The sequence below is a fragment of the Rhodococcus sp. NPDC003348 genome, from assembly GCF_053589375.1.
Map to the genome: position 1 here is coordinate 1 of NZ_JBSFRT010000066.1, position 25,171 is coordinate 25,171.

The following is a 25,171-nucleotide window of genomic DNA, read 5'->3' on the forward strand; positions in this document are numbered from 1 at the left end:
TGCGAGTCCCGAGACTCGCAAACCGCGCACGAGCGCGTCAGCGTCTCTTGTCGTATCGCTCCTGGTCGACGATGATCTCCGGCATCTGCGATTCCACGAGGTCGATCAGGGACTGCAGCTGCGCCGCGACCTGCTCGCCGCGCGCGGTGAGGCTGTATTCGACCTTCGGCGGGATCGTTTCCTGGACGTCGCGGTGCACGAAGCCATCCCGCTCGAGCTGCTGCAGCGTCTGCGAGAGCATCCGCTCGCTGACCCCGTCGACCCGTCGGCGAAGCGCGCTGAAGCGGTAGGGTCCCTCGCCCAGGGCGACCAGTGCGAGCGTTCCCCATCGGCCGGTGACCGCGTGGATCACGTCGCGCGACGGGCAGGCGCGCTCGAACACGTCGGCCGCGAAGTCGAGGCCGGGTTCGGATTCCGGCAGGTCGGGGACACTCATGCGCCCAGATTACTACCAGCGAATCGGATAGCGCTAACAAGATAGATTGCACTTACGAAAAATAAGTGCATGATGGAAGGTGCGACGCATGAAGCGTCAACCCGTCTGTTGGAGGAGCATCCCGTCATGACCATCGCCGTCACCGGAGCAACCGGACACCTCGGCCGTCTCACCGTCGACGCCCTGCTGGCGCGTGGCGCGGCACCCGCCGACCTCGTCGCGGTGGTCCGCGACGCGGACAAGGCGGCAGACCTCGCCGCCAAGGGCGTGCAGGTGCGGGTCGCGGACTACAGCGACCCCGCGGCGCTCGAAGCCGCACTCGCCGGCGTCGACAAGCTGCTGCTGATCTCCGGCAGCGAGATCGGGCAGCGTGTCCCGCAGCACACCAACGTGATCAACGCCGCCAAGGCCTCCGGTGTCGGGTTCATCGCCTACACCTCGCTGCTCGACGCGCAGAACAGCCCGCTCGGAATGGCAGCCGAGCACAAGGCCACCGAGGACCTGCTCGCCGCGTCCGGCATCGACCACGCCCTGTTGCGCAACGGCTGGTACTGGGAGAACTACACCATGGACGTCGCCGGGACCGTCGAACGCGGTGCGCTCGTGGGTGCCGCGGGCGAGGGCCGGGTCGCCGGAGCCGCCCGCGCCGACTTCGCCGAGGCCGCCGCCGTCGTGCTGCTCGCCGACGACCAGGCAGGCAAGGTGTACGAACTCGGCGGCAACGAGCGGCTCACCCTCGCCCAACTGGCCGAGAAGATCTCCGAGGCCGCAGGCAAGACCGTTGTGTACCAGGATCTTCCGACCGAGCAGTACCAGGCGGTGCTCGAGGGCGCCGGGATGCCCGCCGTCTATGCCGCGTTGCTCGCCGGCTCCGACGCCGGTATCAAGGTCGGTGCACTCGACACTGAGAGCGGTGACCTGCAGCGGCTCATCGGCCGCAACGCCACGCCGGCCGTCGACGTCGTGCGTGCCGCCATCTGATTCCCGCCTCGGCTGAGGGGCACCTTCGTGCGGTTCAACCGCGCGAAGGTGCCCTTCGCTCGTCGGCTCCTGTCGTGAAGCAGGTGGGTCGTGCCCACTCAGCGGAAGGTGTCGCGTCCGATGCGGAGGGTGTCGATGGTGGTGGCGAGCATGTCGTACTGCCCGACGAGCAGCACGAACTCGATCATCCCGCGTTCGTCGAGGTGGACGGCGAGCGCGGACCAGGTGTCGTCGCCGATATTCTTCGTGCCGATCAGCTCGTCGACCGCAGCGAGCATCGCGCGGGTGCGGTCGCTCCAGCCGTCGGCGTCCGGGCCGATGAGCACCCGGGCGAGCAGTTCGGCGGTGACGCCGGCGCGGCGGCCGAGCCGGATGTGGTGGTCCATCTCGTAGTCGCAGCCGCGCAGGTGTGCGATTCGCAGGATCACCAATTCCGTTTCGTGCCGGGAGATCCGACCCCCGGGCCGCAGGACGGTTGCCGCGAAATGCAGCCAACCGCGGTAGGTGCCGCCCGCGCGGCCGAGTGTGCTGAACACCTTCGCGTCGGGTGTTCCGGACGCGAGTGAGACGACCCGCCACACGACCCAGTTGACCGGCCCGAGCCGGCGCAGGCGTCCGGGGGCGATCCGCGCGCTCATCGGGTCCGGTCCGGGAGCTGCGGCAGCCGCGTCGTGAAGCGCGCGCGCTCGGTGCGGGCGATCGCCAGGGCCGCCGCCATCCTCGGCTGCGGACGAAGGTCGATGACGCGCTGCGCCGGCACGCGCAGGTGCACGACGCCGCCGACCCAGCCGGGCGCGTAGATCCGTCTGCGGCGCAACGCGATTCCCTTCTCCAGTGCCGATACCGCCGTCTCCATCGGAGACACCGCCGTGAACATGCCCGACCATTTGATCTTGTCGGCTGCGGCGCTGTCGAACCCGATGGTGATCATCTCGGTGTCGATCTCGCCGAGGTAGCCGACGCCGACGCGGGTGCCGAGGTGACGCATCTCCACGCGCAGCGTGTTGCCGAGCGCCTCGACCGCGGCGGCCGTCGCGTTGTACGCGCCGAGCAGCGGCAGGTGGACGGCCGCTGCGCCGGCGGTGACGAGCAACGCGTACCCGTTCGCGTGGCCGAGATGCTCACCTGCGGCGCGCAGTGTGTGGTAGGTCCCCATCAGGTTGACCTCGACGATCTGCCGCATCACCTCCGGGTCGCCGCCGACCATCGGCAGCTGCGCCCCGACACCGGCGTTCGCGACCACCACGTCCAGGCCGCCGAGCTCGTCGACCAGTTCGGCGACCGCGGCCTCGACCGCGGCGCGGTCGCGGACGTCGCAGTGACGCCACGGTGCCCGGCCGCAGGTGACGGCGACCTGGTCGAGTAGTTCCGGTTCGAGTCCGAGCAGCGCGACCCGGGCGCCGCGCCGATGCAGGCGGCGGGCGAGCGCCGCGCCGATGCTGCGGGCCGCGCCGGTGACGATGACCCGGCGCCCGGCCAGCTGCTCGTCCAGCCCCCTTGCCATGGCGTCCCCTCAGGTGTTTCGTGGTGCGACGGTGCATTTCGTCCGATTGGCAAACTAACACCGGACCTGCGGCATCCGGTGCACATTGGCGGCTCCGCCGCCCGGTGGCATTCTCTGCACCGGAAACCGCAAGCACGTCACCGCAGGCCCGAAGCGCCCCGACGGCTCGGTCGATGTGCCCTACCCTTCAGATATGGGCATTGCCCGTCGGGTGGGGGTGGTGGTTGCCGCGCTGCTGTTGGGCACGGGGACGCTCGCGAGCGCCACGGCCGACCCGATCACGGATCTGATCCACCCGCCGCACGATCCCGCGCTGGTGGCGCCGACCCCGCTCGACGACCCCTGGTACGACCCGCCGCCGGGATTCGAGTCGGCGCCGCCGGGAACGGTCCTCGCCGCCCGGCCGGTGACGGTGCGCCCGCTGGTCACCCTGGTCTCGTCGACGGAGGTGCTGGTGCGGTCCACGGATTCGAAGGGGCGCCCGGTCCCGGTGGTGACCACCGTCATCGTCCCGGCCGCGCCGTGGACCGGGCCGGGGCCACGGCCGGTCGTCGACTACAACATGGCGATCGACTCGCTGGGCAACACGTGTGCACCCTCCTACCAGATGCCGCGCGGGCAGGCCCTGGAAGTGGTTGGAGTGCAGTACTTCCTCGCCCGGAACTACGCGGTGGTGGTTCCCGACCATCAGGGCCCACGGCAGGCATATGCCGCGGGCCGGATGGCCGGGCACGCGGTGCTCGACGCCGTCCGGGCCGCGGTCTCGACGCCCGCGTTCGGCCTGACTCCGGACGCACCGGTCGCGATGACCGGGTACTCGGGCGGTGCGATCGCCACCGGGTGGGCGGCGGAACTGGCGCCGATCTACGCGCCGGAATTGCGCGTCGTCGGCGCGGCGCTGGGCGGCACACCCGCCGACTACAACCTGCTGCTCGGGTCGCTGGACGGCAGGAACCTGGCGTCGGGGGTGCTGCTCGGCGCCACCCTCGGGGTGGCCCGCGAGTACCCGGAGCTGTACCCCCTGTTCAACGACAACGCCTGGCGGCTCGGGTCTCTCGCCCGTGACCTGTGCCTGTTCGGCTTCGCGGTTCCCGGTGCGCTGGTGCCGATCCGTGCGCAGCACCTGTCCGACGTGCCCGACGTCGTGCACAACCCGGTGGCGCAGGCGGTGATCGCGGACAACCGGCTCGGCGCGCAGGCCCCGGCCGCGCCGATCCTGCTGTACCACGGCCGCCACGAGTTCTGGATCACCCGCCAGAACGCCGAACATCTCTACGCGGACTGGTGTGCGGGCGGCGCCGACGTCCGGCTCGCCGAGTATCCGGGCGAGCACCTGATCGTCGCGATCGCCGGGATTCCCGAGGCGTACCACTGGATCGACGCACGGCTCGCCGGGGTGCCCGTCGAGCCCGGCTGCTCGAGCGTCGTGCGGTGATCGGTCGGGTCGCGGCGATCGGTTGATCTTCGGGGGCGCTGTGTGCGGCGGATCAGTCGGTCGCCATGGAGCCGAGCCGGGCCAGCAGCGGTGCCGCCTCGACGAGCTTGACGGCGTCTTCCGGGCTCATGTCGGCGAGCAGCCTGCGGACGCCGTCTGTCCACATTTCGTCTATCCGCTGGTTGTTGCGCACGGCCAGCGGGGTCTGGTGCAGCCGGTGCGAGCGTCCGTCTCCGGGGTCGGCCCGCCTCTCGACCAGTCCGCGCTCGACCAGGTGGCGCACGGTGGTGCTCACGTTGCTGCTCTGCAGGCCAAGCAGTCGGGCGATCTCGGACACGGTGCTGCCCGGCCGCTCCGCCAGGACACGGAGTACTTCGATCTCGGACTGGGGGAGCCGCGACAGTCCGGCTTCCTGCTCGCCGAAACGGCGCAACGTCCACACCAGTGACCGGGCGGTCTGCGCCAGGTGCCGGGCGACCTCGTCGCTCACGACACGGTGTTCGCCGTCACCTGCGACCGCTGAATTCGACACGAGACCAGCTTAGTCGGTAATCTAGATATAAATTTAGATCTAAATCTAGACATTCTTTCCGGACTCGGGCACGAAGGGCTGATGTGAACCAGCAAGGAAGCGACATTGCATTGGACGCGCCAGACCTGGCGCACGCCGATCACCCGGGGGTCACGTCCTCCCCGGTTCCGCCGAGGTTGATCGCGACGCTGGCCCTGCTGGCCGCGGTCGCGCCCCTCGCCATCGACATGTACCTGCCTGCCTTCCCCGAGATGGCCGACGAATTCGGCACCGGCGCGTCCGCGGTGCAGTTGACCCTCACGACGTTCCTGATCGGCCTGGCACTGGGGCAGCTCGCCTTCGGTCCGCTGTCCGACAGGTACGGCCGTCGCCCGATGTTGCTCATCGGCACCCTGGTGTGCACGGTGTTCAGTGCGACATCCGCCCTCGCGCCCACCATCGAACTGCTCGCCGCGTCTCGCTTCCTGCAGGGCTTCGCCGGCGCCGCGGGCATCGTGCTCGGACGTGCCGTGATCTCCGACCGCGCCACCGGTGCCGCCGCCGGCAAGCTGTTCGGCCTGCTGGTTGCCGTCAACGCGGTCGCTCCCGTCGTCGCGCCGCTGCTCGGCGGCGTGTTCGTCACCAACTTCGGGTGGCGCAGTGTGTTCTGGGTGCTGACGGTGCTGTCCGCGCTGATGTTCGTGGCCGTGCTGGCACTGGTCCCTGAGACGCTTCCGAAGGAGGAGCGGACCACCGGGGGTGTCTCCTCGATGCTCGGTGACGCTCGCACCATCCTCGGCAACCGACGCTACGTCGGGTTCACCCTGGCGTACGCCTTCGCGTTCGGCGTGATGTTCGCCTACATCTCGGCGTCCCCGTTCGTGCTCCAGGACGTCCACGGACTCGCGACGGGCTGGTACACCGCCGTGTTCACCGCCAACGCCCTCGGCCTGGTCGTCTTCAGCATCCTCAACAACGTCGTCGTCGGCCGGATCGGCGACCGGGCGACCCTGCGGATCGGCCTCACGTCGCTCGCGGTGTTCGCGGTCCTGATGCTGATCAACGCGCTCGTCGGCCCGGCGCTGTGGCTCACCCTTGTCGCCATGTTCGGCACCATGGGCAGCCTCGGTCTGGTCATCGCCAACGCCACCACGCTGGCGCTCGGCGAGGCGCACCACCACGCAGGCACCGGTTCGGCGGTCCTCGGCACGCTGCAGTTCCTTCTGGCCGCACTGATCTCGCCCCTCGTCGGCATCGGCGGCGAGGACACCGCTGTCCCGATGGCCATCGCCATGGTCGTCAGCGTCCTCATCGCCCTCGGTGCCCTCGCCCTCACCCGCGGGCGCACGGCGAACCACGCCGCCTAGGGACCCGCCCGAGACGCGAGAACATCGAGCCGCCCCGGATCACGCCGATCCGGGGCGGCTCGCCCCGGTCAGGTCTCGGCGATCAGGTACGGCGACACCGAGCTGCGGTGCTCGTTGATGTCGAGCTCCTTGCCGAGCGGCGGGAACGCCCGCTGCGGGCAGTTGATGCGTTCGCAGACCCGGCAACCGGCACCGATCGGTGTTGCGGCGGCGTCGGATTCGATGTTCAGTCCGTCGGCATAGACGGTGCGATGCGCATGCCTGAGTTCGCAGCCGAGACCGATCGCGAAGGTCTTGCCGGGCTGCCCGTATCGGGTCGCGCGCCGCTCGACGGTGCGGGCGATCCACAGGTAGCTGCGCCCGTCGGGCATCTGCGCGATCTGCGTCATGATCTTGCCGGGATAGGCGAACGACTCGTACACGTTCCACAACGGGCAGGTGCCGCCGCTGGTGGAGAAGTGGAATCCGGTGGCGGACTGTCGCTTCGACATGTTCCCGGCCCGGTCGACGCGGACGAACGAGAACGGCACCCCACGCAGCTTGGGTCGCTGCAGCGTGGACAGTCGGTGACAGATCGTCTCGTAGGACTGCGAGAAGAACGCCGACAGCCGCTCGATGTCGTAGCGGAAGTCCTCGGCGATCTCGTGGAACTGGCTGTACGGGAGCACGGTCGCGGCGGCGAAGTAGTTGGCCAGGCCGAGCTTTGCCAGGGACCGGGAGGCGTCGGAGGTGAAGTTGCCCTCGTCGACGAGCTTCTCGATCAGGTCGCCGCACTCGAGATACGCCAGTTCCGCGGCGAACTTGAACACCTTCTGCCCGCCGGACAGGTGCGGGGAGATCTCCAGCACCCGGGCCTCCGAGTCGAACCGGTGCAGGACGCCCTCGCCGAGGTCGATGCGCTGGACGATCTGCACGTCGTGCGTCACCTGTAGTCGCTTGGCGATCTCACCCGCGACGTCGCCACGGTGGAATCGCATTCGAGCAGTGAGATCTTCTGCGGCCGTGTCGAGCTCGTGCAGATAGTTCTGGCGCTGGTAGAAGTAGTCCCGGACTTCCTCGTGCGGCATGGTGATCGAGCCGGAGCCGCTGCCGTCGCTGTACCGGTCCTCGGTCGCGGCGGCCAACTGCGCGGTCGTGTTGCGGTACCGGCGGTGCATGTTCACCACCGCCCGCGCCAGGGACGGGTGCGCGGAGACCATCTCGGCGAGCTCCTGAGGGTCTGCGTCGATGCCCATCTCCTGGTCGAGGGCCACCTCGCGCAGCTCGGCGATCAGCCGGGTGTCGTCCTGGGAGGAGAAGAAGGTGGTGTCGACGCCGAACATCTCGGTGATGCGCAGCAGGACCGGGACCGTCAGCGGCCGCACGTCGTGCTCGATCTGGTTGAGGTAACTCGCCGAGATCTCGAGGGTCTTGGCCAGCGCAGCCTGGCTCATGCCCCGTTCGGTGCGCAGCTGGCGGAGGCGTGCCCCCACGAAGGTCTTGGCCATCACACGAGGCTAGAGCCGCTCCCGATCCTTCGCAACCAAGGGTTAGCACGATTAGCTCCATTCCTTCACGGTGCTGGCGGTCCGTTGTCCCGGGCGCGTCCGCCGCGGCCGCGGTTCGGTGGCGCCCCGCACCTGTCGGTGGCCGATGGCATTCTGTCGGGCTGGCCACGAGGCGGGCGCCGATCCGTCGGCTCGAACGCACCAGGAGGTCTCATGACCAACCCGAACCTGACCCTGATCGCCGTGCTCCTCGACCGCTCCGGGTCGATGCAGGCGATCAAGTCCGACACCGAGGGCGGGTTCGACGCCTTCATCGCCGAACAGCGCATCCAGCCCGGTGCGGCCGTGGTGACGCTGGCCCAGTTCGACAACGACTACGAACGGGTCTACCGGTCGATCCCGATCGAACAGGTGCCGCCACTGGAGTTGCGTCCACGCGGCAGCACGGCACTGCTCGACGGGATCGGCCGGTTCACCACCGAGATCGGCGAGGAGCTCGCGGCGCTGCCCGAGCACGAGCGGCCGGGCACCGTGATCGTCGTGGTGATCACCGACGGGCAGGAGAACGCCAGCACGGAGTGGAGTCTCGACGCGGTGAAGTCGGCGATCGCCCGGCAGGAGCACGAGTACGCGTGGGACTACGTGTTTCTCGGCGCGAACATGGACGCGGTGTCGGTCGGCGCGGGCATGGGTTTCGCCCGCGACAAGTCGATCACCTACGACGCGGCCGGCGAGTACGTCGGAGCCGCGTACTCGGTGACCGCCGACTATGTCAGCCGCAAGCGCAGCGCGCCGATGGGTGCGCCCGTCGCGGGTTTCTCGGACCTTGATCGCTCGGTGACCCGGGAGTAGCCGCGGATGAGACGGCGTCAGGCCCAGGGATTCTCGCGCGCGAAGACGGTCGGGAAGCTCAGCGCGACGCCGTCCGCCTCGGCGAGCCGGGTCAGGACCGTCATCGTGCGGTCCAGGTCGTCGCCTGCGTAGGGGAGCGCGCGCAGAGGTTCGTCGAGGGGGCGGAAGAAGTCGTCCCAGTGGATCAGCACGGCGCGGCGGGCACCGACGGTCCGGACGGTCTCGTGCCAGTACGTCTCGATGTACTCCGCGGACTGCAGGCCGAGTTGCCCGACCCCGAGGTAGGCCACCTCGGCCTCGCGGCCGGCGAGGGCGCCGGGGACGTGTCCCGCACTGCCCTGGATCAGGGCAGTGCGGCCGGACACGATGTGGCGCAGAACGATCGACCAGGCGTCTCCGCAACGGAAGGCCGACGCGCGCACCGGGGTCCGTACCGGGGCGGTGATCGCGCCGGGGAACCGGTCCGGCGGGCAGTGGTGCGACGGCACGAAGGTGGCCTCGAAACCGCCCAGCGTCAGCGGCTCCGACGCGGTCACGACCACGACCCGGTCGTCGGGGAGACCGTGCCCGCGACCGAGCTGCGCCGCCGAAGCTCCGCCGACCAGCGTTGCGCCGGTCCGTTCCGCGACCGTGGCGGAGTCCAGCGCGTGGTCGAAGTGGGTGTGCACCGGGAGCACCGCATCGAGATCGGTGATCCCGGTTCGGTCCAGGACCGAGGAGATCCGCGTCCGGTCGGGCGCGATCCGGCCCAGCCCCACCCGTGCCAGCGACGGCCGGCTGAAATACCCGTCCGTGAGGATCGCGGACGAGCCGTCGTCGATCAGCAGGCTGGAGACACCGAGGAAGGTGACGGCGAGACCGTCCTTGGCGGGAGGCACGTCGAACCGGTCGAGGTACGCATGGATGTCGGGGCGTCCGAGGCGCAGTCGCATGCCATCGGACGGTACGGCCTCGCCGCGGCGCCGTCAGCGATTCATCGACCAGACCGCGGTCACCGGTTCATCGACCACACCGCGGTCACCGGTTCGACGACCTCGGCGCTCCGATCCCCGGGTCGATCCGCATCGGGCCCGCCGCCGACGGCGCCACCGGAAAGTCGAAGATCGCCGTCGGCAGGTACACCGTCGAGCACGAGTTCGGGATGTCGACGACGCCGGACAGCCGGCCCTCGATCGGGGCGGCACCGAGCAGCAGGTAAGCCTGTTCGGGGCTGTAGCCGAACTTGGTGAGGTAGTCGATCGCGTGCAGACACGCCCGCTGGTACGACAGGTGCGAGTCCAGATAGCGCTGCTCGCCGTCGAGGGTCACCGACGTGCCGGAGAAGGCCAGCCACTCCGAGTACTGCGGGTCGGTGTTGCCGGGCATGAAGATCGCGTTCTCGGAGACACCGTAGGTGTCCATGCCACCCTTGATCAGGTCGACGCGCAGGTCGATGAAGCCGCCCATCTCGATGGCGCCGCAGAAGGTGATCTCGCCGTCACCCTGGGAGAAGTGCAGGTCCCCGACCGACAGGTTCGCGCCGTCGACGAAGACCGGATAGAAGACGCGGCTGCCCTTGGTGAGGTTCTTGATGTCCTGGTTGCCGCCGTTCTCCCGCGGCGGGGCGGTGCGTGCGGCCTCGCCGGCGACGCGGTCGTGCTCGTCCGCCGGGAGCGATCCCAGCACCGCGTCGCGGGGCTCCGGCGGAAGGGCTAGCGGCGGAACACGATCGGGATCGGTGGCGATGAGGGCACCCTCGCGGGCGTTCCACTTCGCGAGCAGTGCCGCGGACGGCGCGGTGCCCATCAATCCGGGGTGGACGATGCCGGTGAAGGACACGTGCGGCACGTGCCGCGACGTTGCGGTCTGCCCGGAGAAGTCCCAGATCGCCTTGTAGGCGTCGGGGAACTGCTCGGTGAGGAAGCCGCCGCCGTTGCCGCGCGCGAAGATTCCGGTGTATCCCCAGCCCTGGCCTGCGAGCGGACCCGAGTCCTCCTGCGGGATCGGGCCGATGTCGAGGATGTCGACGATCAGCAGGTCGCCGGGCTTGGCGCCCTCGACCGCGAACGGGCCCGACAGTGTGTGCACGGTGGTCAGCGGGGCATTCAGGATGTCCTCGGCCGAGTCGTCGTTGTGGATCGCGCCGTCGAACCACTCCCGGCAGTGCACGCGGAACGAGTCCCCGGGCTTGACGGTGACCGCCGCCGGGATCTCCGGATGCCAGCGGTTGTGGCCGACGAGCGCCTGGTCGGTGAACTTCTTCGCGGAGTCGAGCGGGAACAGCAACTCGGGCATGGGTTCTCCTTATCCGGTGCGTGAACTGGACTGCCGAGGTTTCACGGGCGCGGCAGCCTCCGGTGCAGGGGGTGCGTGGAGGTCGGCGCCGCGGCACGGCGGCCCGGCGGGGTGGCGACGACGTCGGGTTCGTGCGCGGTACGCGCGGTGCGGTCGAGGAGTGCCATCTCGGTGGAGTTGAGGTGGCCCAGCCGGGGTGCGGACACCCGCCGAGGAGCGTCGGCGGCACACCGGTCGCAGGTGACGCGCAGGGGCACGGTCGCCATGGCATGTGTCTGCTCGAACGGCCCGCACTGCGGGCAACGGAACTCGTACAGCGGCACGGTCGACCCCTCTCGCGGACGCGCTGTGGCCCGCATGCGCGACGCACGGTGGGGCGTCGCCGCAGTCCGGTCACGCTCGGTTGCGGGTCACGGTAGCGGCGTTCGCCGAAGTCGGCAGCGCGAGCGCGGACTTCGTGCGAAGACGGTGCGACTTCGCCGGTTGCGAAGTCGGCGCGAGGGTGATTGCCCTCACAATCGGCGGCCGGTTCACGTGATCGGAGCTCGGAGCGGGTGTCCCGGGGTCGCCCGGCAGACGTGCCGTCGGTCACGACTCCGCCGCGCCCTCAGCCTGCAGATTTGCTACTTGACGGTAACTTCAGGCGCTGCGGATTCGGCCGTACGTGTTCGCAAAGTTAACAACGCGGTTTGAAAACCTAGCCAAGGTTGGCATTTGCAACAGGTAGACGGCAGTTTTTGGGTGTGTCACTCTCGATACGTACACAGGAAGGGCCTGGCAAGGATGCGAAGCCGTACGGACGTACTGGACGAGCAGCCCCCGAAGGGCCGTAGAGAGAGTGGAGTCTTGATGTCGACCACCGGCACCCCGAAGACCGCAGCCGAGATCCAGAAGGATTGGGACACCAACCCGCGCTGGAAGGGAATCACCCGCAACTACACCGCCGAGCAGGTTGTCAAGCTGCAGGGCACCGTCGTCGAGGAAGCCACCCTCGCCCGCCGCGGTTCGGAGATCCTGTGGGACCTCGTGAACAACGAGGACTACATCAACTCCCTCGGCGCCCTCACCGGCAACCAGGCCGTGCAGCAGGTGCGCGCCGGCCTGAAGGCCATCTACCTCTCCGGCTGGCAGGTCGCCGGTGACGCGAACCTCTCGGGCCACACCTACCCGGACCAGAGCCTCTACCCGGCCAACTCGGTGCCGCAGGTCGTGCGCCGCATCAACAACGCGCTGCTGCGCGCCGACGAGATCGCCAAGGTCGAGGGTGACACCTCGGTCGACAACTGGCTCGCCCCGATCGTCGCGGACGGCGAGGCCGGCTTCGGTGGCGCGCTCAACGTCTACGAGCTGCAGAAGGCCATGATCGCGGCCGGCGTCGCCGGCTCGCACTGGGAGGACCAGCTCGCGTCGGAGAAGAAGTGCGGCCACCTCGGTGGCAAGGTGCTCATCCCGACCCAGCAGCACATCCGCACCCTGACCTCGGCTCGCCTCGCGGCCGACGTCGCCGACGTCCCGACGGTCGTCATCGCCCGCACCGACGCCGAGGCCGCCACGCTGCTGACCTCCGACGTCGACGAGCGTGACCGGGAGTTCCTGGACGGCACCCGCACCGCCGAGGGCTTCTACGGCGTCAAGAACGGCATCGAGCCCTGCATCGCCCGCGCCAAGGCCTACGCCCCGTACTCCGACCTCATCTGGATGGAGACCGGTGTCCCGGACCTCGAGGTCGCCAAGAAGTTCGCCGAGTCCGTCCGCAGCGAGTTCCCGGACCAGCTGCTGGCGTACAACTGCTCCCCGTCCTTCAACTGGAAGGCGCACCTGGACGACGCGACCATCGCGAAGTTCCAGAAGGAGCTCGGCGCGATGGGCTTCAAGTTCCAGTTCATCACCCTGGCCGGCTTCCACTCGCTCAACTACGGCATGTTCGACCTGGCGCACGGCTACGCCCGCGAGGGCATGACCGCCTTCGTCGACCTGCAGGAGCGCGAGTTCAAGGCCGCCGAGGAGCGTGGCTTCACCGCCATCAAGCACCAGCGTGAGGTCGGCGCCGGCTACTTCGACAGCATCGCCACCACGGTTGACCCGAACACCTCCACGGCTGCCCTCAAGGGCTCCACCGAGGAGGGCCAGTTCCACTAGGAACTGACCGGTTCCCTCTCTCGGGAACCTCCTGTGTCACCGCGACGGCGCTTCCCCGGCGCCATCGCAACGGTTGACCGACTCACCGTCCACCCCGCCGCGGGGCCCACAGCCCGGGCCCCGCGGCGGGGCTGGACATCCCCCGGACCACCGACAGTCTTCTGCATGACGATGACGATCCACCACACGATGAGGAGCTGACGTGACCAGCGAAAAGATTCAGCGCGTCGGCGTGATCGGCGCCGGACAGATGGGCGCCGGAATCGCCGAGGTGTGTGCCCGCGCACATGTCGACGTCCTGGTGTACGAGCAGACCCGCGAGCTCGCGGCCGCCGGACGCGCGCGCATTCTGCGCTCGCTCGACCGCGGTGTGAGCAGTGGGAAGATCACCGAGCGTGAGCGGGAGCAGGCCGCATGGCGGCTGCGCTTCACCTCCGATCTCGGTGACTTCGCCGACCGGCAGCTCGTCGTGGAGGCCGTCGTCGAGGACGAGAAGGTGAAGAGTGCGATCTTCACCGAGCTCGACGAGATCGTCACCGACCCGAACGCGGTTCTCGCCTCCAACACCTCCTCCATCCCGATCATGAAGCTCGGCATCACCACCAGCCGGCCCGAGCGCGTCATCGGCATGCACTTCTTCAACCCGGTCCCGGTGCTCCCGCTCGTCGAGCTGGTGACCACCCTCAAGACCAGCGCCGCGGTCACCGAGCGGGCCGAAGAGTTCGCGAGCGAGATCCTCGGCAAGCAGGTCGTGCGCTCTGCCGACCGCTCCGGCTTCGTCGTCAACGCACTGCTGGTGCCGTATCTGCTCTCCGCCATCCGCATGGTCGAGTCCGGATTCGCCACCAAGGAGGACATCGACAAGGCCACCGTCCTGGGCCTGGCGCATCCGATGGGACCGCTGGCGTTGACCGACCTGGTCGGTCTCGACACCGTCAAGTCGATCGCAGATTCGATGTACGAGGAGTTCAAGGAGCCCCTGTACTCGGCTCCTCCGCTGCTGCTGCGCATGGTCGAGGCCGGCCTGGTCGGCAAGAAGGTCGGCCGCGGCTTCTACGAATACGGCGAGAACGGGCGCGTCGCCAAGAAGGCCAGCTAGGCACACCGCAAGCCAGCAGTCAGCACCTTCGGCGCCCGTGCGTGATTCTCACCCCACCCGGGGTACACATCGCGCACGGGCGCGAATCGCATCACGGAAGGGTCGACACGAATGTCAAGCAGCGCAGCTACTTACGGTTCCAGCGTCCTGGGCTACCCCCGGATCGGCCCCCGGCGTGAACTCAAGCGCGCACTGGAGGCCTACTGGCACGGCCAGGGCACCCGGGCCGAGCTGGTCGCGGTCGGACGCGAACTCCAGGAGCAGACCTGGAGCGAACTGGCCGCCACCGGTCTGACACAGGTCCCCGGAAACACCTTCTCCTACTACGATCACGTCCTCGACAACGCCCTGCTGTTCGGTGCGGTCCCCGCCCGGTTCGCGCCACTGCAGGGCGAGCTCGACGAGCTGGACTTCTACTTCACCATGGCCCGCGGACGGCCCGACTTCCCGCCGCTGGAAATGGTGCGCTACATCGACAGCAACTACTACTATCGCCAGCCCGAGCTCGACGAGAAGACCGTCTTCTCGCTGCATGCCGAGGCGCTGATGGACGAGTTCGAGCGGGCCAAGGAGCGCGGCATCGAGCTGCGCCCGGTGGTGCTCGGCCCGGTGTCACTGCTCCTGCTGTCGAAGGTGGGACCCGGTGCCGCCGAGGGCTTCTCGACCCTCGAACTACTGGATTCCCTGCTGCCGCAGTACGAGGCGCTGTTCGAGCTGCTCGCGAAGGCCGGCGCGACGTGCATCCAGCTCGACGAGCCGATGTTCACCCAGGACCGCACCGCCACCGAACTGGCCGCGCTCGAGCGCGCGTACGCGACGCTCGGACATGCGCCGCTCCGGCCGCGGATCCTGGTCACCGGCCCGTACGGCAACCTCGGGGAGGCGCTGCCGATCCTCGCCGGCACCCAGATCGAGGCCATCGGCCTGGACCTGGTGTACGGCAGGATGTCCGCCGACGAGCTCGCGGCGATCCCCGGCCTCAAGCGCAAGCGCCTCTACGCGGGCGTGGTCAACGGCCGGAATGTCTGGCGCGCAGACAATTTCGTCACCCTAACCTACCTGTCGCAGCTCAAGGACGTCATCCCGGACCTGGTGGTCTCGACGTCCTGCTCGCTGATGCACGTGCCCTACGACGTGCTCGCCGAGTGGGACATCGACGGTGCGGTCGCGGACCGGTTGGCGTTCGCCAAGCAGAAGGTCGGCGAAGTGGTCTCGCTCGCGAAGGCGCTGACCGAGGGACCGTCCGAGCGGTGGCGCAAGAAGCCGACGTCGGTGCACTTCAAGCAGAAGCACGAGGTCCGGTCGCGGGTCAACGCCATCAGGCCCGAGCACCGGGTGCGTGCGCCGTACGAGGAGCGCCGGGCCGCGCAGCAGGCGCGGCTGAACCTGCCACTGGTCCCTGCCACCACGCTGGGCTCGTTCCCACAGACCGGCGAGGTTCGGAAGGTGCGGTACGACCTGGGCGAGGGGCGAGTCGAGTACCCGGACTACGTCAAGCGCATCCAGGAAGAGATCGAGCGCACCATCCGGTTGCAGGAGGACATCGGCCTCGACGTCCTCGTGCACGGTGAGCACGAGCGCAACGACATGATCCAGTACTTCGCCGAGCTGATGGACGGATTCGCCTTCACGCACAACGGCTGGGTGCAGGCATACGGGTCGCGGTGCGTGCGTCCGCCGATCCTGTACGGGGACGTCCGGCGCCGCGGGCCGATGACGGTGGAGTGGATCGGCTACGCGCAGTCGCTGACCGATCGGCCGGTCAAGGGCATGCTCACCGGCCCGGTGACGATGCTGGCCCGGTCGTTCGTCCGGCAGGATCAGCCGCTGCACGAGACCGCCGACCAGTTGGCGCTGGCGATCCGGGACGAGGTCGCCGACCTCGAGGCCGCGGGGATCGCGATCATCCAGGTCGACGAGCCCGCGATCCGCGAACTGCTGCCGCTGCGCGCCGGTGGTCGCGCCGAGTACCTGGGCTGGGCGGTCGATGCGTTCAAGCTGGCCACCGGTGGCGCGAAGCCGGAGACCCAGATCCACACGCACCTGACCTACACCAGCCGCGCCGAGGTGGTGGACGCGATCGAACGCATGGACTGCGACGTCACGGCGATCGTGGCCACCCGCTCGATCGGCTGGGTGCTCGACGCGATCAAGGAACGCAAGCTGACCCACGGTGTGGGACCCGGTGTGTACGAGTCCCGTTCGGCCCGCATCCCCGACATCGACGAACTCGACGAGTTGCTCACCGAGGCGGCCGAGTCGGTGGATCTGGACCGGCTGTGGGCGAATCCGGACGGCGGCCTCAAGACCCGCCACTACTGGCAGCTGGAGCCGTCGCTGCGGAACCTGGTCGCCGCCGCTCGCCGGTTGCGTCGCCGCGCCGCCGCGGAGGGCTGAGCCCGGCGAAAGTCGTGCGTTCCGTCCGCGGCCCGTGAGTGGTCGCGGCCGCGGAGGGAACGCGTCGAGGGGCCCGGACTTCACCGTCGTCCGGGATGAAAAGGCCCCGAACCGATTCCGGTTCGGGGCCTTTTCGTGTCTGCGTGCGGATCAGGAGCCGGCGCTGCCGCTGGAGGACCCGGTTGCGCCATCCGGTCCGCCCGGGAGGTTCGTGCCGTCGGATCCGGTGCCGTGGATCGAGACGGTCACCTGCGCGCCCGGATCGGCCTGGACCGTGACGACACGGGCGCCCGGTTCCGAGGTCACCCGGCCGCCGGCCACCTCGGCCACGTACCCGTCCGGGTAGTGCAGGTCCGAGACGTAGATCTCGGTCGGCTTCGCCGACACCCGCGCGGTGTAGGTGTAGCGGAAGTCGCCGCCGTCGGGGTTGAACGCCAGCGAGCCGGGCGTGCCCGCAGTGGCCCGGGGATAGGTGCGGACCAGTTGACGACCCACCTCGCCCAGGAATGGATCCGTGCCGCTGTCCGCGTCGAAGTGCCAGTACTGCCAGCCGATGAAGCGTTCGTCGGCGCGTTGGAGAGTGTTGCCCAGCACCGTCGGGTCACCGTCACCGAACTCGGTGACCACGGTCGGGATGCCGGCACGCTCGGTGATCGCGTCGATGTTGCGCCAGGTGTTGTCCTGCGTGACAGTGCACAGCGCCCTCAGGTCCTCGGGCAACCCGAGGTAGATCGCGAGCTGGCTGGGGATGCAGTAGTCGTGGGGCGCGAAGACGATGTTCGGGTCGGTGAGTGCCGGCGTCTTCGGAGGATTCGCGACGTTCGAGGGCATCAGTTGATTCCAGGTGACATTCGGTTCCCAGAACACCGGCAGCGTCGGGCTCACCACTCGGACAGCGTCGGTGAGCCGCTGCATCGCTGCCTGGTACGTCCGGTCGAAGTCCGGGCAGCCGTTCGGGAAGCACGTGAGGAAGGGCGATCCGGGCCACGGTTCGTTCATCAACTCGATGCCGAGGACGCCGGGCTTGCCGTCCACCTCCGCGGCGAGGGCGGCCAGAGCGGTGCCGAGGTGATCGAGCGCGCCGTGGGTGTTGTTCCACACCTCGTCCCACCCCCTGTTCATGCTCGGCATCAGGTTGTAGAGCGGGAAGCCGGGATTCGGCTCGTTGGCGCCGGGGCGCGCCTCGATGGCCCAGGCGGGAAAGCCGTTGCCGCCCCAGATCTTCGAGAGTCCGTCCTGATGGTTGTCGAGCAGGACCTGGATGCCGCGCGAGGTGAGGGTGTCGACGACGGTGGACAGCCGGTCGAGGTAGGCGGTGTCGATCTGCCCGCGTTCGGGCATCAGGGCCTCGAACGACGTCCCGAGCCGGACGGTGTTGAATCCGTGCCGGGCGAGCAGATCCGCGTCCGCGGGAGTGAGTACCTCGCCGGCCGAGAGGTACGGGGCCTTCTTGTCGACGGTGTTCACTCCGTGCAGCAGGACGGTGCGGTCGAACTCGTCGACGAAGTGTCGGCCGTCGACACGGACCGATCCCGCCGCTGTCGGGGTCTCGTCGGCGACGGCGACGGCGGGGACGGCCATCAGCGCCCCGACGGTCGCGACCATGGCCACCAGTGACTGCACGCGCATCGCGGAACTCCTCCGGATCGAGTGTGTTGGACAATTGTCCAAATTCACGCGATGTTAGCCAGATTCGCGCCCCGCCGTGTCTGGAACGCCGGAAACTGGCTGTCCGCGGGAGCCGCCCGCCGTTGCACAGGTTCGGGCGACGGGGATAGACATATGCGCATGCTCACTGTTTCCGCCTACGCCGCGACCGCCGCCGACTCCCCGCTCGAGAAGACCACCATCGAACGCCGCGACCTCGGCCCGCTCGACGTCCTGATCGAGATCAAGTACGCGGGCATCTGCCACTCCGACATTCACACCGCACGCAACGAGTGGGGCGGTACCCGATACCCGGTCGTCCCCGGACACGAGATCGCCGGCATCGTCACCGAGGTCGGCTCCGAGGTGACCCGGCACCAGGTCGGCGACCGCGTCGGCGTCGGCTGCTTCGTCGACTCCTGCGGCACCTGCGCGCCGTGCGCGGCGGGCGAGGAGCAGTACTGCGCCAACCGGGTCACCGCCACCTACAACTCCGTCGGCAGTGACGGGCAGGTCACCCAGGGTGGCTACTCGACTCACATCGTCGTCACCGAGCGGTTCGTGGTGTCGATCCCGGACGGGCTGGCCCTCGACGTCGCCGCGCCGCTGCTGTGCGCAGGCATCACCCTCTTCTCGCCGCTCCGGCACTGGAATGCCGGCCCCGGCAAGAAGGTCGCGATCGTGGGAATGGGCGGCCTCGGGCATGTCGGGGTCAAGATCGCGCACGCGATGGGTGCCGAGGTGACCGTGCTGAGCCAGTCGCTGTCCAAGCAGGAGGACGGGCTGGAGTTCGGCGCCGACCACTACCGGGCGACCGCGGATCCCGCGGTGTTCAAGGAATTGCGCAGCACGTTCGACCTCATTCTCAACACCGTCTCGGTCAACCTCGACCTCGACGCCTACCTCGGCATGCTCGCGCTCGACGGCACGCTCGTCCTGCTGGGGCTGCCGGAGAAGCCGATCTCGGTGCGCGCCTTCTCGCTCGCAGGCAACCGTCGCAGCCTGGCGGGCTCCAACGTCGGAGGGATCCGCGAGACGCAGGAGATGCTCGACTTCTGCGCCGAGCACGGCATCGCCGCCGAGATCGAGCTCATCACGGCCGACCGGATCAACGAGGCGTACGACCGCGTCCTGCGCAGCGACGTCCGTTACCGCTTCGTCATCGACGCCGCCACGTTCTAGCCGCCGCGGCGCCCGTGAGTCCCTGCGGCGCCCTCGCGGTCCGGGGGGTCGCAGGCGGCGTGGCCCCATCGCCCGGAGAGGGCCATACTCGGTGACGTACGTCACAGTTGATGGAGGGTTGGGGCGATGGGAACGCAACTTCACGGGCACCGAGTGGCGGTCCTCGCCGCCGACGGGGTCGAGCAGGACGAGCTCGTCGAGCCGCGGCGGGCGGTCGAGGCGGTGGGCGGCCGGACCGAGCTGCTGTCGATCGCGCCGGGGGAGATCCAGGCGTACCGGGCCGACGTGATGCTCGGGGAGAGGTTCGCGGTGGACTTGCTGGTCGGTCGCGCCGACGTCGACGACTACGACGCGCTGATCCTGCCCGGCGGCACCCTCGGCCCGGACCGGTTGCGCACCGACGACCACGCGGTCGCGTTCGTGCGGCACTTCATGCACGTCGGCAAGCCGGTAGCCGCGATCGGGCACGGGCCGTGGATGCTGGTCGAATCCGGTTCCGTCGTCGGCCGGACACTCACCAGCTGGCCGAGCCTGCGGACCGACATCATCAACGCCGGCGGCACCCACGTGAACGAGAAGGTCGTCGTCGACCGGAATCTGGTGACCAGCCGCGGCCTGCTGGACCTGGGGTGCTTCTGTAACGCGCTGGTCGGCAAGTTCACCCAGCAGCCCGAGGCGATCGGCCGGTTCTGAACCCGGCGGGACCGATCCGATCGGGCACTGTCGCGTTCGGCGTGCCGGGCGTAGCGTCGATCACAACAGCCGATCCTCGTGACGAGGAGGAGTGAACGATGAAGTTGCATCTTTTCGCCGAATGGGTCGGCTACGCGCTCGGACTCATCGCCGTCATCAGCCTCGCGATGGCCGTCGTCGCGGCGGCATCGGGATTCACCGGGTGGGCGGTGGTCGCCGCCGTGGTCTTTATGGTTTCCATCGCGGCCGGGCTCGGCCTGGTTGGCGGCACCGTGCACCACGACCACAGGCAACGCCGCCACGCGCCGCGGTTCCCGTTGCCGGGCGGCACCGCGTGGCCGGTCAAGGAGTGACAGGCATTCAGGCGGACGTCCCCGGATTCACTGCTCGGATTCACCAGCTCTCCAACTGGGAAGGAATGGTCCGATGAGTCTGAACATCGTCGCGGGCTGGGTGGGGTTCGCCTGCGGGCTGCTGGCCATCGTCGGGATGGCCCTGTTCCTCGTCGCCGCCGGCAGCGGGCACACGGGGTGGGCCGCCGTCGCGGGCGCGCTGTTCCTGTCTGCGATCGTCACGGCGGTCGGCGTCGTCGGTGGGACGGTTCACCACGACCACAAGCTGGGACTGGACGTTCCGCACTTCCCCTGACATCCGTACCGGCGGGTCACGCCTCGGCCAGTCGCCGCTTCTCGGTCGCGACGTCGAAATCGGCGGGCGGCCAGTCGAGGTCGAGGCGCTCGAGCGCGTCGATCAGCAACTCGGTCACGGCGAGGCGGCTGTACCACTTTCGGTCGCAGGGCACGACGTGCCACGGCGCGTGATCGGTGGACGTGCGGTCCAGCATCGCCTGGTAGGCCTGCTGATACTGCGGCCAGTACCCGCGTTCGGTGACGTCGCCCGGGTTGTACTTCCAGTACTTGTCCGGTCGCTCCAGTCGCTCGGTCAGTCGTGCCTTCTGCTCGTCGAGCGAGACGAACATCGCGACCTTCACCAGCGTGGTGCCGGACTCGACGAGGTCCTGCTCGAACGTGTTGATCTCGTCGTACCGCGACTCCCATTCGTTCGTCGGCACCAGGTCGTGCACCCGCACGACGAGCACGTCCTCGTAGTGCGAGCGGTCGAAGACACCGAGTTGTCCCTTGCGGGGCAGTGCCTTTCGGATTCGCCACAGGTAGTGGTGCCGCATCTCCTCCGGGGTTGGCACCCCGAACGAGGCGTGGTCGACGCCCTGCGGGTCGACGTGGCCGATCACGTGCCGGACCACCCCGCCCTTGCCCGCGGTGTCCATGCCCTGCAGGATCAGCAGCACCGACCGGTTCTCGTCGCCGGTGCGGGCGTTGGCGAACAGCTTTTCCTGTAGGTCGGACAGGACGGCGCCGCGTTCCTCGAGGAGTTTCTCGCCCAACGCCTTGTCGCCCTCGAATCCGGGGGTGCCGTTCGTGTCCAGTTCGTCGACCCGGGTGCGGTCGGTGACGCGCAGCGCCTCCACCGCGGATGTCCGCCAGCCCTCGCTCGTGCCCATGGCCGTGACTCTGCCACGTGCGAACCGCGGCCGTGGGGATCTACAACGCCTCGGGTGCGCCGGGGAGGAGGGGGTGCGGAGCGGACTTGAAGCGCGCGGGCGACCCGGCCACGGCGGCGATCCCGGTGACCCCGCCCCACGTCATCATGGCGAGGTAGTCGATCAGGTCCTCCGCGGTCATCGACCGGTTCGAGATCCACCAGTGGGTGGCCAGCTGGACAGCACCGACGATTCCGTACGCCCACGGCACCGCGCCGCCCGAATCCATCTCCATCTGCCGCAGCTTCAGGCCCAGCACCGCGGCGAGGGCCTCCGCGATCATCCGCTCCGACTCCGCGACGACGTCTCGGTTGGCCCCGGAGCTGTTGGCCATCACGTAGAGGTAGACCTCGGTGTCCTCGGCGACCGTTTCCACGTACGCGGTGATCGCGACCCGGACCAGTTCGTACTCGTCCATGTCGGCACCGATTGCCGCGTACATGCGCGGCGCGAGGACCGTCTCGACCCAGCGGGTCATGGTCGCGCTGGTGAGGTCGTTCTTGTCGTTGAAGTACCGATAGAGAACGGTCTTGGAGACCCCGATCTGCGAGGCGATCTCGTCCATCCCCACCTCGCGACCGCGGGCGCGGATCGCGGAGAGGGTGCCGTCCACCAACTCCTCGCGGCGCGCGATCTTGTGCTCGCGCCACCGGCGCTTGCGGCCGTCGGACTTCTCGGCCTTCGCGTCCGGTGCGGAGTCGGAAACCACGGGGGAGTCGAGGTCGGGCGCTGTCTTCTTCGACACTGGTGTTTGCCACATCCGTTCAGATCGATCTTCGGCTCAGTTTACGGCGGACGCACCGGGCGGAGCTGGTCCTCCCCGGTGACTCGCCGAATTTCGGCACAATTGGCGAGGTGATGCAGTTGCTGAGCGTCGACGACGCCGCCAAGCGGCGCGATCTTCGGCGGATGAAGGCGGTCGCGACGGGGTTCCTCCTGTTCGCCACCGTGGTGTACCTCTTCTGCCGCTGGCAGGAGACTCGGGGTGCGGGTGAATGGGTCGGCTACGTGCGGGCCGCTTCCGAGGCCGGCATGGTCGGCGCGCTCGCCGACTGGTTCGCCGTGACCGCACTGTTCCGGCATCCGCTGGGGCTGCCGATCCCGCACACCGCCATCATCAAGAAGAAGAAGGACCAGCTGGGGTCCAGTCTCGGCAGCTTCGTCGGGGACAACTTCCTCGCACCGGACGTGGTGTCGCAGAAGGTGCATGCCGCGCAGGTGCCGCTGCGCCTCGGGACCTGGCTGGCCGAGCCCGCCCACGCCGAACGGGTGGCGGCCGAGACCGCGACGCTGCTGCGCGGGTTCGTCGGTGTGCTCCGCGACGAGGACGTCCAGCAGATCATCGACAACACCATCGTGCGGCGCATCGCCGAACCGGCGTGGGGGCCGCCGATCGGCAAGGTGCTCGCCGAGCTGCTCGCCGAGAACCGGCAACTGCCACTACTGGACATGCTCGCCGAGCGCGCCCACCAGTGGGCGCTGGCCAGTCAGCCGACGATCGACCGGATCATCGACCGGGACAGCCCGTCGTGGTCGCCGAAGTTCGTCGACCTGATGCTTGGCGAGAAGATCCACAAGGAACTCGTCGAGTTCACCTGGAAGGTCCGGTCGAATCCGGACCACGAGGTCCGGCTGGCCGTCAACCGGTTCCTGATCGACTTTGCGCAGGATCTGCAGCACGATCCCGCGACCATGGCCAAGGCCGAGAAGGTCAAGGCCGAGCTGATGGGCCGCAAGGAGGTCACCGGCGCCGCCGAGGCGGCGTGGAAGGTGGCCAAGCGGATGATCCTCGAGTCCGCCGACGACCCGAACAGCGCGCTGCGGGCGAAGACCAGGGACACGGTGATCCGGCTGGGGGAGCGACTCCGGGACGAGCCGGAACTGCGTGGGAAGGTGGACGGCTGGCTCGACACCGCCGCGCGGTACGTCAGTGCGAACTACACCAAGGAGATCACCGCGATCATCACGGACACGGTCGCCCGGTGGGACGCCGAGGAGGCCAGCCGCAAGATCGAACTGCAGGTCGGCCGGGACCTGCAGTTCATCCGGATCAACGGCACGGTGGTCGGCGCCCTCGCGGGTCTGGCGATCTACGCGGTGTCGCAGCTGCTCTTCACGTGATCGTGAACACCTGCTAGCACGAGTGCTTGCAGGAGTTAGCACCCTCCCGTACCGTGGATGACGCACACAGGGACAGGGAGCGGAACATGACCGACGAAACCCGGTCGGCCGGCGACAGTGCCGGCGACGTCGCGGCCCGGGTGGTCAGCTCCGCGGCACAGGACATCGGCAGCTTCATCAGGTCGCAACGTGAAGCAGCGCAGGTCTCGCTGCGCCAGCTGTCGCAGTTGGCGGGAGTCAGCAATCCATATCTGAGCCAGATCGAGCGCGGGCTGCGCAAGCCGTCCGGTGAGGTCCTCGGCCAGATCGCGAAGGGCCTCCGGATGTCCGCGGAGGTGCTGTACATGCGGGCTGGACTACTCGAGCAACGCCCAGCCAGTCCGGTACGGGAGGCGCTGCTGTCCGACGTCTCCATCACGGAGCGTCAGAAGCAGGTGCTCCTCGAAATCTACGAGTCGTTCCGGCGTGAGAACACGCCGCGAACCGAATCCCAGCCCGATGAACAGGAGAACGAAGATGACTGATCTCAAGGGTCTCGACAACGTGATAACCCCGCTCTACGCCGCGGTCGGTGCCGGCGACGTCGTCGTCCAGGCGGTTGCCGACGTCGTCGCCCAGGTCCGCGAGCGGGCCGCCACCGCCGGCGACGACCTCACCGTCGACGCGGCGCGCGAGCGGTTCGACAAGTTCGCAGGCGATCTGACCGAGGGGGTCGAGTCGCTGCGTGAGCGGCTCGCCGGCCTGCCCTCCGAGCTGCCCGAGGAGCTTGCCGAGCTGCGCGAGAAGTTCACCCCGGAGGAACTGCGCAAGGTCGCAGAGGCGTACCTGAAGGTGGCCTCGGACATCTACACGTCCCTCGCTGAGCGCGGTGAGGAGACGGTGGAGCGCCTGCGCAAGCAGCCCGCCGTCGAGGAGGGCCTCGAGCGTGCCGAGTCGGTGCTCGAGGACGCCGCGACGCTGACCGAGGAGGCGCTCGGGACCGTGGCCCGGCAGACACGGGCCGTCGGCGAGCAGGCCGCCAAGCTCGCGGGCCGTGCGGCCGAGCGGATCAGCGACGTCGCCGACGAGGTCTCCGACGCGGTCGCCGATGCCGGGGAGCAGGTTGCCAGCCGGTTCGTCGGTGCGGGTGAGAAGGCCGAGGCGACCACCGAGGCGGCTGCCGACAAGGTGGCGGCCGCAGGACCCAAGACGGCCGCGAAGCCTGCGCCCGCCAAGGCGCCCGCGAAGCCGACCGCCGCCAAGGCGAGCCCGGCGAAGGCGCCCGCGAAGAAGGCGCCCGCGAAGCCGACCGCCGCCAAGGCGAGCCCGGCGAAGGCGCCCGCCAAGAAGGCTGCCCCGAAGTCGACCGGCGCCTAGTCCTCGACCACCCCCGGGCGGATCGACCCCCACGCAGCGCGCGGCGGGGGGGGGGGCGGCCATAGGATGGTACCGTGACCACGGCCAACAACCAGACCACCCAGAAAAAAATCGTAATAGCACACCTCA

25 protein-coding genes are annotated in these 25,171 nt (G+C 68.8%); 14 read left to right on the plus strand and 11 right to left on the minus strand.

Translation table 11 applies throughout. The annotated features are described in order from the left end of the window. Positions 1-37 precede the first annotated feature (37 nt). A complete protein-coding gene (locus ACWDU4_RS26975; protein ID WP_450117026.1) occupies positions 38-436 on the minus strand; it encodes a winged helix-turn-helix transcriptional regulator in 399 nt (132 codons plus the stop codon). A gap of 126 nt (positions 437-562) precedes the next feature. Here ACWDU4_RS26975 and ACWDU4_RS26980 point away from each other — a divergent pair, with 126 nt between their 5' ends. After that, the gene (locus ACWDU4_RS26980; protein ID WP_450117027.1) at positions 563-1,417 is read left to right on the plus strand and encodes an SDR family oxidoreductase; all 855 of its coding nucleotides are present in this window, start codon (positions 563-565) and stop codon (positions 1,415-1,417) included. Positions 1,418-1,515: 98 nt separating this feature from the next. Here the strand turns inward: ACWDU4_RS26980 and ACWDU4_RS26985 are convergent, their stop codons facing one another. Both ACWDU4_RS26985 and ACWDU4_RS26990 read right to left on the minus strand, forming a co-directional pair. Beyond that, on the minus strand, positions 1,516-2,055 hold the full coding sequence (locus ACWDU4_RS26985; RefSeq protein ID WP_450117028.1) for a carboxymuconolactone decarboxylase family protein: 540 nt from the start codon (positions 2,053-2,055) through the stop codon (positions 1,516-1,518). Continuing rightward, positions 2,052-2,921, minus strand: a complete 870-nt coding sequence (locus ACWDU4_RS26990) for an SDR family NAD(P)-dependent oxidoreductase (RefSeq protein WP_450117029.1) — start codon at positions 2,919-2,921, stop codon at positions 2,052-2,054. The genes ACWDU4_RS26985 and ACWDU4_RS26990 overlap by 4 nt, the downstream gene beginning before the upstream one ends. A gap of 193 nt (positions 2,922-3,114) precedes the next feature. Here ACWDU4_RS26990 and ACWDU4_RS26995 point away from each other — a divergent pair, with 193 nt between their 5' ends. Next, a complete protein-coding gene (locus tag ACWDU4_RS26995; RefSeq protein WP_450117030.1) occupies positions 3,115-4,356 on the plus strand; it encodes a lipase family protein in 1,242 nt (413 codons plus the stop codon). Positions 4,357-4,408: 52 nt separating this feature from the next. On the opposite strand, the gene ACWDU4_RS27000 is transcribed toward ACWDU4_RS26995, so the two are convergent. After that, positions 4,409-4,888, minus strand: a complete 480-nt coding sequence (locus tag ACWDU4_RS27000) for a MarR family winged helix-turn-helix transcriptional regulator (protein ID WP_450117031.1) — start codon at positions 4,886-4,888, stop codon at positions 4,409-4,411. A 110-nt stretch (positions 4,889-4,998) separates the two neighbouring features. Here ACWDU4_RS27000 and ACWDU4_RS27005 point away from each other — a divergent pair, with 110 nt between their 5' ends. Beyond that, entirely contained in the window at positions 4,999-6,234 is a 1,236-nt protein-coding gene (locus ACWDU4_RS27005; RefSeq protein WP_450117032.1) for a multidrug effflux MFS transporter, read from the plus strand. A gap of 68 nt (positions 6,235-6,302) precedes the next feature. On the opposite strand, the gene ramB is transcribed toward ACWDU4_RS27005, so the two are convergent. Next, positions 6,303-7,721 carry an acetate metabolism transcriptional regulator RamB gene (ramB, locus tag ACWDU4_RS27010; RefSeq protein ID WP_450117033.1) on the minus strand — a complete coding sequence of 473 codons (1,419 nt, stop codon included), beginning with the start codon at positions 7,719-7,721 and terminating at the stop codon, positions 6,303-6,305. 213 nt (positions 7,722-7,934) lie between these two features. On the opposite strand from ramB, the gene ACWDU4_RS27015 reads away from it, so the two are divergent. Next, positions 7,935-8,573 (plus strand): VWA domain-containing protein, encoded by a 639-nt coding sequence (locus ACWDU4_RS27015; protein ID WP_450117034.1) that lies wholly within the window; start codon positions 7,935-7,937, stop codon positions 8,571-8,573. A 17-nt stretch (positions 8,574-8,590) separates the two neighbouring features. On the opposite strand, the gene ACWDU4_RS27020 is transcribed toward ACWDU4_RS27015, so the two are convergent. The 3 genes from ACWDU4_RS27020 to ACWDU4_RS27030 all read right to left on the minus strand — a co-directional run bounded on the left by ACWDU4_RS27020 (position 8,591) and on the right by ACWDU4_RS27030 (position 11,206). Beyond that, on the minus strand, positions 8,591-9,505 hold the full coding sequence (locus ACWDU4_RS27020) for an MBL fold metallo-hydrolase (protein ID WP_450117035.1): 915 nt from the start codon (positions 9,503-9,505) through the stop codon (positions 8,591-8,593). 85 nt (positions 9,506-9,590) lie between these two features. Continuing rightward, positions 9,591-10,847, minus strand: coding sequence for a formamidase (gene fmdA / locus ACWDU4_RS27025; protein WP_450117036.1), 1,257 nt, complete (start codon positions 10,845-10,847; stop codon positions 9,591-9,593). A gap of 41 nt (positions 10,848-10,888) precedes the next feature. Then, entirely contained in the window at positions 10,889-11,206 is a 318-nt protein-coding gene (locus ACWDU4_RS27030; protein ID WP_450117037.1) for an FmdB family zinc ribbon protein, read from the minus strand. Between the two features lie 490 nt (positions 11,207-11,696). On the opposite strand from ACWDU4_RS27030, the gene aceA reads away from it, so the two are divergent. From aceA to metE, 3 genes are all read left to right on the plus strand, one after another. Then, positions 11,697-12,986, plus strand: a complete 1,290-nt coding sequence (aceA, locus tag ACWDU4_RS27035; RefSeq protein ID WP_450117038.1) for an isocitrate lyase — start codon at positions 11,697-11,699, stop codon at positions 12,984-12,986. A 202-nt stretch (positions 12,987-13,188) separates the two neighbouring features. After that, the gene (locus ACWDU4_RS27040) at positions 13,189-14,085 is read left to right on the plus strand and encodes a 3-hydroxybutyryl-CoA dehydrogenase (protein ID WP_450117039.1); all 897 of its coding nucleotides are present in this window, start codon (positions 13,189-13,191) and stop codon (positions 14,083-14,085) included. A 111-nt stretch (positions 14,086-14,196) separates the two neighbouring features. Further along, positions 14,197-16,482, plus strand: a complete 2,286-nt coding sequence (gene metE / locus ACWDU4_RS27045; protein WP_450117040.1) for a 5-methyltetrahydropteroyltriglutamate--homocysteine S-methyltransferase — start codon at positions 14,197-14,199, stop codon at positions 16,480-16,482. 150 nt (positions 16,483-16,632) lie between these two features. Here metE and ACWDU4_RS27050 read toward each other — a convergent pair whose 3' ends face one another. Continuing rightward, positions 16,633-18,111, minus strand: coding sequence for an endoglycoceramidase I (locus ACWDU4_RS27050; RefSeq protein WP_450117041.1), 1,479 nt, complete (start codon positions 18,109-18,111; stop codon positions 16,633-16,635). 159 nt (positions 18,112-18,270) lie between these two features. Between ACWDU4_RS27050 and ACWDU4_RS27055 the strand changes: the two genes are divergently transcribed. The 4 genes from ACWDU4_RS27055 (at position 18,271) to ACWDU4_RS27070 (ending at position 20,652) form a co-directional block, all read left to right on the plus strand. Next, the gene (locus ACWDU4_RS27055) at positions 18,271-19,311 is read left to right on the plus strand and encodes an NAD(P)-dependent alcohol dehydrogenase (protein ID WP_450117042.1); all 1,041 of its coding nucleotides are present in this window, start codon (positions 18,271-18,273) and stop codon (positions 19,309-19,311) included. Between the two features lie 126 nt (positions 19,312-19,437). Continuing rightward, positions 19,438-20,004, plus strand: a complete 567-nt coding sequence (locus tag ACWDU4_RS27060) for a type 1 glutamine amidotransferase domain-containing protein (RefSeq protein WP_450117043.1) — start codon at positions 19,438-19,440, stop codon at positions 20,002-20,004. Positions 20,005-20,102: 98 nt separating this feature from the next. Further along, a complete protein-coding gene (locus ACWDU4_RS27065) occupies positions 20,103-20,357 on the plus strand; it encodes a hypothetical protein (protein WP_450117044.1) in 255 nt (84 codons plus the stop codon). A gap of 73 nt (positions 20,358-20,430) precedes the next feature. Beyond that, positions 20,431-20,652, plus strand: a complete 222-nt coding sequence (locus ACWDU4_RS27070; RefSeq protein ID WP_450117045.1) for a hypothetical protein — start codon at positions 20,431-20,433, stop codon at positions 20,650-20,652. Between the two features lie 16 nt (positions 20,653-20,668). On the opposite strand, the gene ACWDU4_RS27075 is transcribed toward ACWDU4_RS27070, so the two are convergent. Together ACWDU4_RS27075 and ACWDU4_RS27080 are read right to left on the minus strand one after the other, a co-directional pair. Beyond that, positions 20,669-21,526 (minus strand): polyphosphate kinase 2 family protein, encoded by an 858-nt coding sequence (locus ACWDU4_RS27075; protein ID WP_450117046.1) that lies wholly within the window; start codon positions 21,524-21,526, stop codon positions 20,669-20,671. Positions 21,527-21,566: 40 nt separating this feature from the next. Beyond that, positions 21,567-22,310, minus strand: a complete 744-nt coding sequence (locus ACWDU4_RS27080; protein WP_450117047.1) for a TetR/AcrR family transcriptional regulator — start codon at positions 22,308-22,310, stop codon at positions 21,567-21,569. Between the two features lie 113 nt (positions 22,311-22,423). On the opposite strand from ACWDU4_RS27080, the gene ACWDU4_RS27085 reads away from it, so the two are divergent. The 3 genes from ACWDU4_RS27085 to ACWDU4_RS27095 all read left to right on the plus strand — a co-directional run bounded on the left by ACWDU4_RS27085 (position 22,424) and on the right by ACWDU4_RS27095 (position 25,042). Next, complete coding sequence (locus tag ACWDU4_RS27085) at positions 22,424-23,686, plus strand: DUF445 domain-containing protein (RefSeq protein ID WP_450117050.1); 1,263 nt, start codon at positions 22,424-22,426, stop codon at positions 23,684-23,686. Between the two features lie 86 nt (positions 23,687-23,772). Next, positions 23,773-24,210, plus strand: a complete 438-nt coding sequence (locus ACWDU4_RS27090; protein WP_450117048.1) for a helix-turn-helix domain-containing protein — start codon at positions 23,773-23,775, stop codon at positions 24,208-24,210. Then, positions 24,203-25,042: a heparin-binding hemagglutinin gene (locus ACWDU4_RS27095; RefSeq protein WP_450117049.1), complete on the plus strand. Its 840-nt coding sequence runs from the start codon at positions 24,203-24,205 to the stop codon at positions 25,040-25,042. Before ACWDU4_RS27090 ends, ACWDU4_RS27095 begins: the two co-directional genes overlap by 8 nt. Positions 25,043-25,171: the final 129 nt, after the last annotated feature.

Bases quoted from the DNA above. Each gene is read 5' to 3' on its own strand.
- ACWDU4_RS27090 (WP_450117048.1), top strand. From the start codon at position 23,773: ATGACCGACGAAACCCGGTCGGCCGGCGACAGTGCCGGCGACGTCGCG.
- ACWDU4_RS27060 (WP_450117043.1), top strand. From the start codon at position 19,438: ATGGGAACGCAACTTCACGGGCACCGAGTGGCGGTCCTCGCCGCCGAC.
- ramB (WP_450117033.1), bottom strand. From the start codon at position 7,721: ATGGCCAAGACCTTCGTGGGGGCACGCCTCCGCCAGCTGCGCACCGAA.
- ACWDU4_RS27075 (WP_450117046.1), bottom strand. From the start codon at position 21,526: ATGGGCACGAGCGAGGGCTGGCGGACATCCGCGGTGGAGGCGCTGCGC.
- ACWDU4_RS26990 (WP_450117029.1), bottom strand. From the start codon at position 2,921: ATGGCAAGGGGGCTGGACGAGCAGCTGGCCGGGCGCCGGGTCATCGTC.
- ACWDU4_RS26995 (WP_450117030.1), top strand. From the start codon at position 3,115: ATGGGCATTGCCCGTCGGGTGGGGGTGGTGGTTGCCGCGCTGCTGTTG.
- ACWDU4_RS26985 (WP_450117028.1), bottom strand. From the start codon at position 2,055: ATGAGCGCGCGGATCGCCCCCGGACGCCTGCGCCGGCTCGGGCCGGTC.
- ACWDU4_RS27065 (WP_450117044.1), top strand. From the start codon at position 20,103: ATGAAGTTGCATCTTTTCGCCGAATGGGTCGGCTACGCGCTCGGACTC.
- ACWDU4_RS27095 (WP_450117049.1), top strand. From the start codon at position 24,203: ATGACTGATCTCAAGGGTCTCGACAACGTGATAACCCCGCTCTACGCC.
- ACWDU4_RS27020 (WP_450117035.1), bottom strand. From the start codon at position 9,505: ATGCGACTGCGCCTCGGACGCCCCGACATCCATGCGTACCTCGACCGG.
- ACWDU4_RS26980 (WP_450117027.1), top strand. From the start codon at position 563: ATGACCATCGCCGTCACCGGAGCAACCGGACACCTCGGCCGTCTCACC.
- metE (WP_450117040.1), top strand. From the start codon at position 14,197: ATGTCAAGCAGCGCAGCTACTTACGGTTCCAGCGTCCTGGGCTACCCC.
- ACWDU4_RS26975 (WP_450117026.1), bottom strand. From the start codon at position 436: ATGAGTGTCCCCGACCTGCCGGAATCCGAACCCGGCCTCGACTTCGCG.
- fmdA (WP_450117036.1), bottom strand. From the start codon at position 10,847: ATGCCCGAGTTGCTGTTCCCGCTCGACTCCGCGAAGAAGTTCACCGAC.
- ACWDU4_RS27030 (WP_450117037.1), bottom strand. From the start codon at position 11,206: ATGCGGGCCACAGCGCGTCCGCGAGAGGGGTCGACCGTGCCGCTGTAC.
- aceA (WP_450117038.1), top strand. From the start codon at position 11,697: ATGTCGACCACCGGCACCCCGAAGACCGCAGCCGAGATCCAGAAGGAT.
- ACWDU4_RS27055 (WP_450117042.1), top strand. From the start codon at position 18,271: ATGCTCACTGTTTCCGCCTACGCCGCGACCGCCGCCGACTCCCCGCTC.
- ACWDU4_RS27085 (WP_450117050.1), top strand. From the start codon at position 22,424: ATGCAGTTGCTGAGCGTCGACGACGCCGCCAAGCGGCGCGATCTTCGG.
- ACWDU4_RS27015 (WP_450117034.1), top strand. From the start codon at position 7,935: ATGACCAACCCGAACCTGACCCTGATCGCCGTGCTCCTCGACCGCTCC.
- ACWDU4_RS27070 (WP_450117045.1), top strand. From the start codon at position 20,431: ATGAGTCTGAACATCGTCGCGGGCTGGGTGGGGTTCGCCTGCGGGCTG.
- ACWDU4_RS27050 (WP_450117041.1), bottom strand. From the start codon at position 18,111: ATGCGCGTGCAGTCACTGGTGGCCATGGTCGCGACCGTCGGGGCGCTG.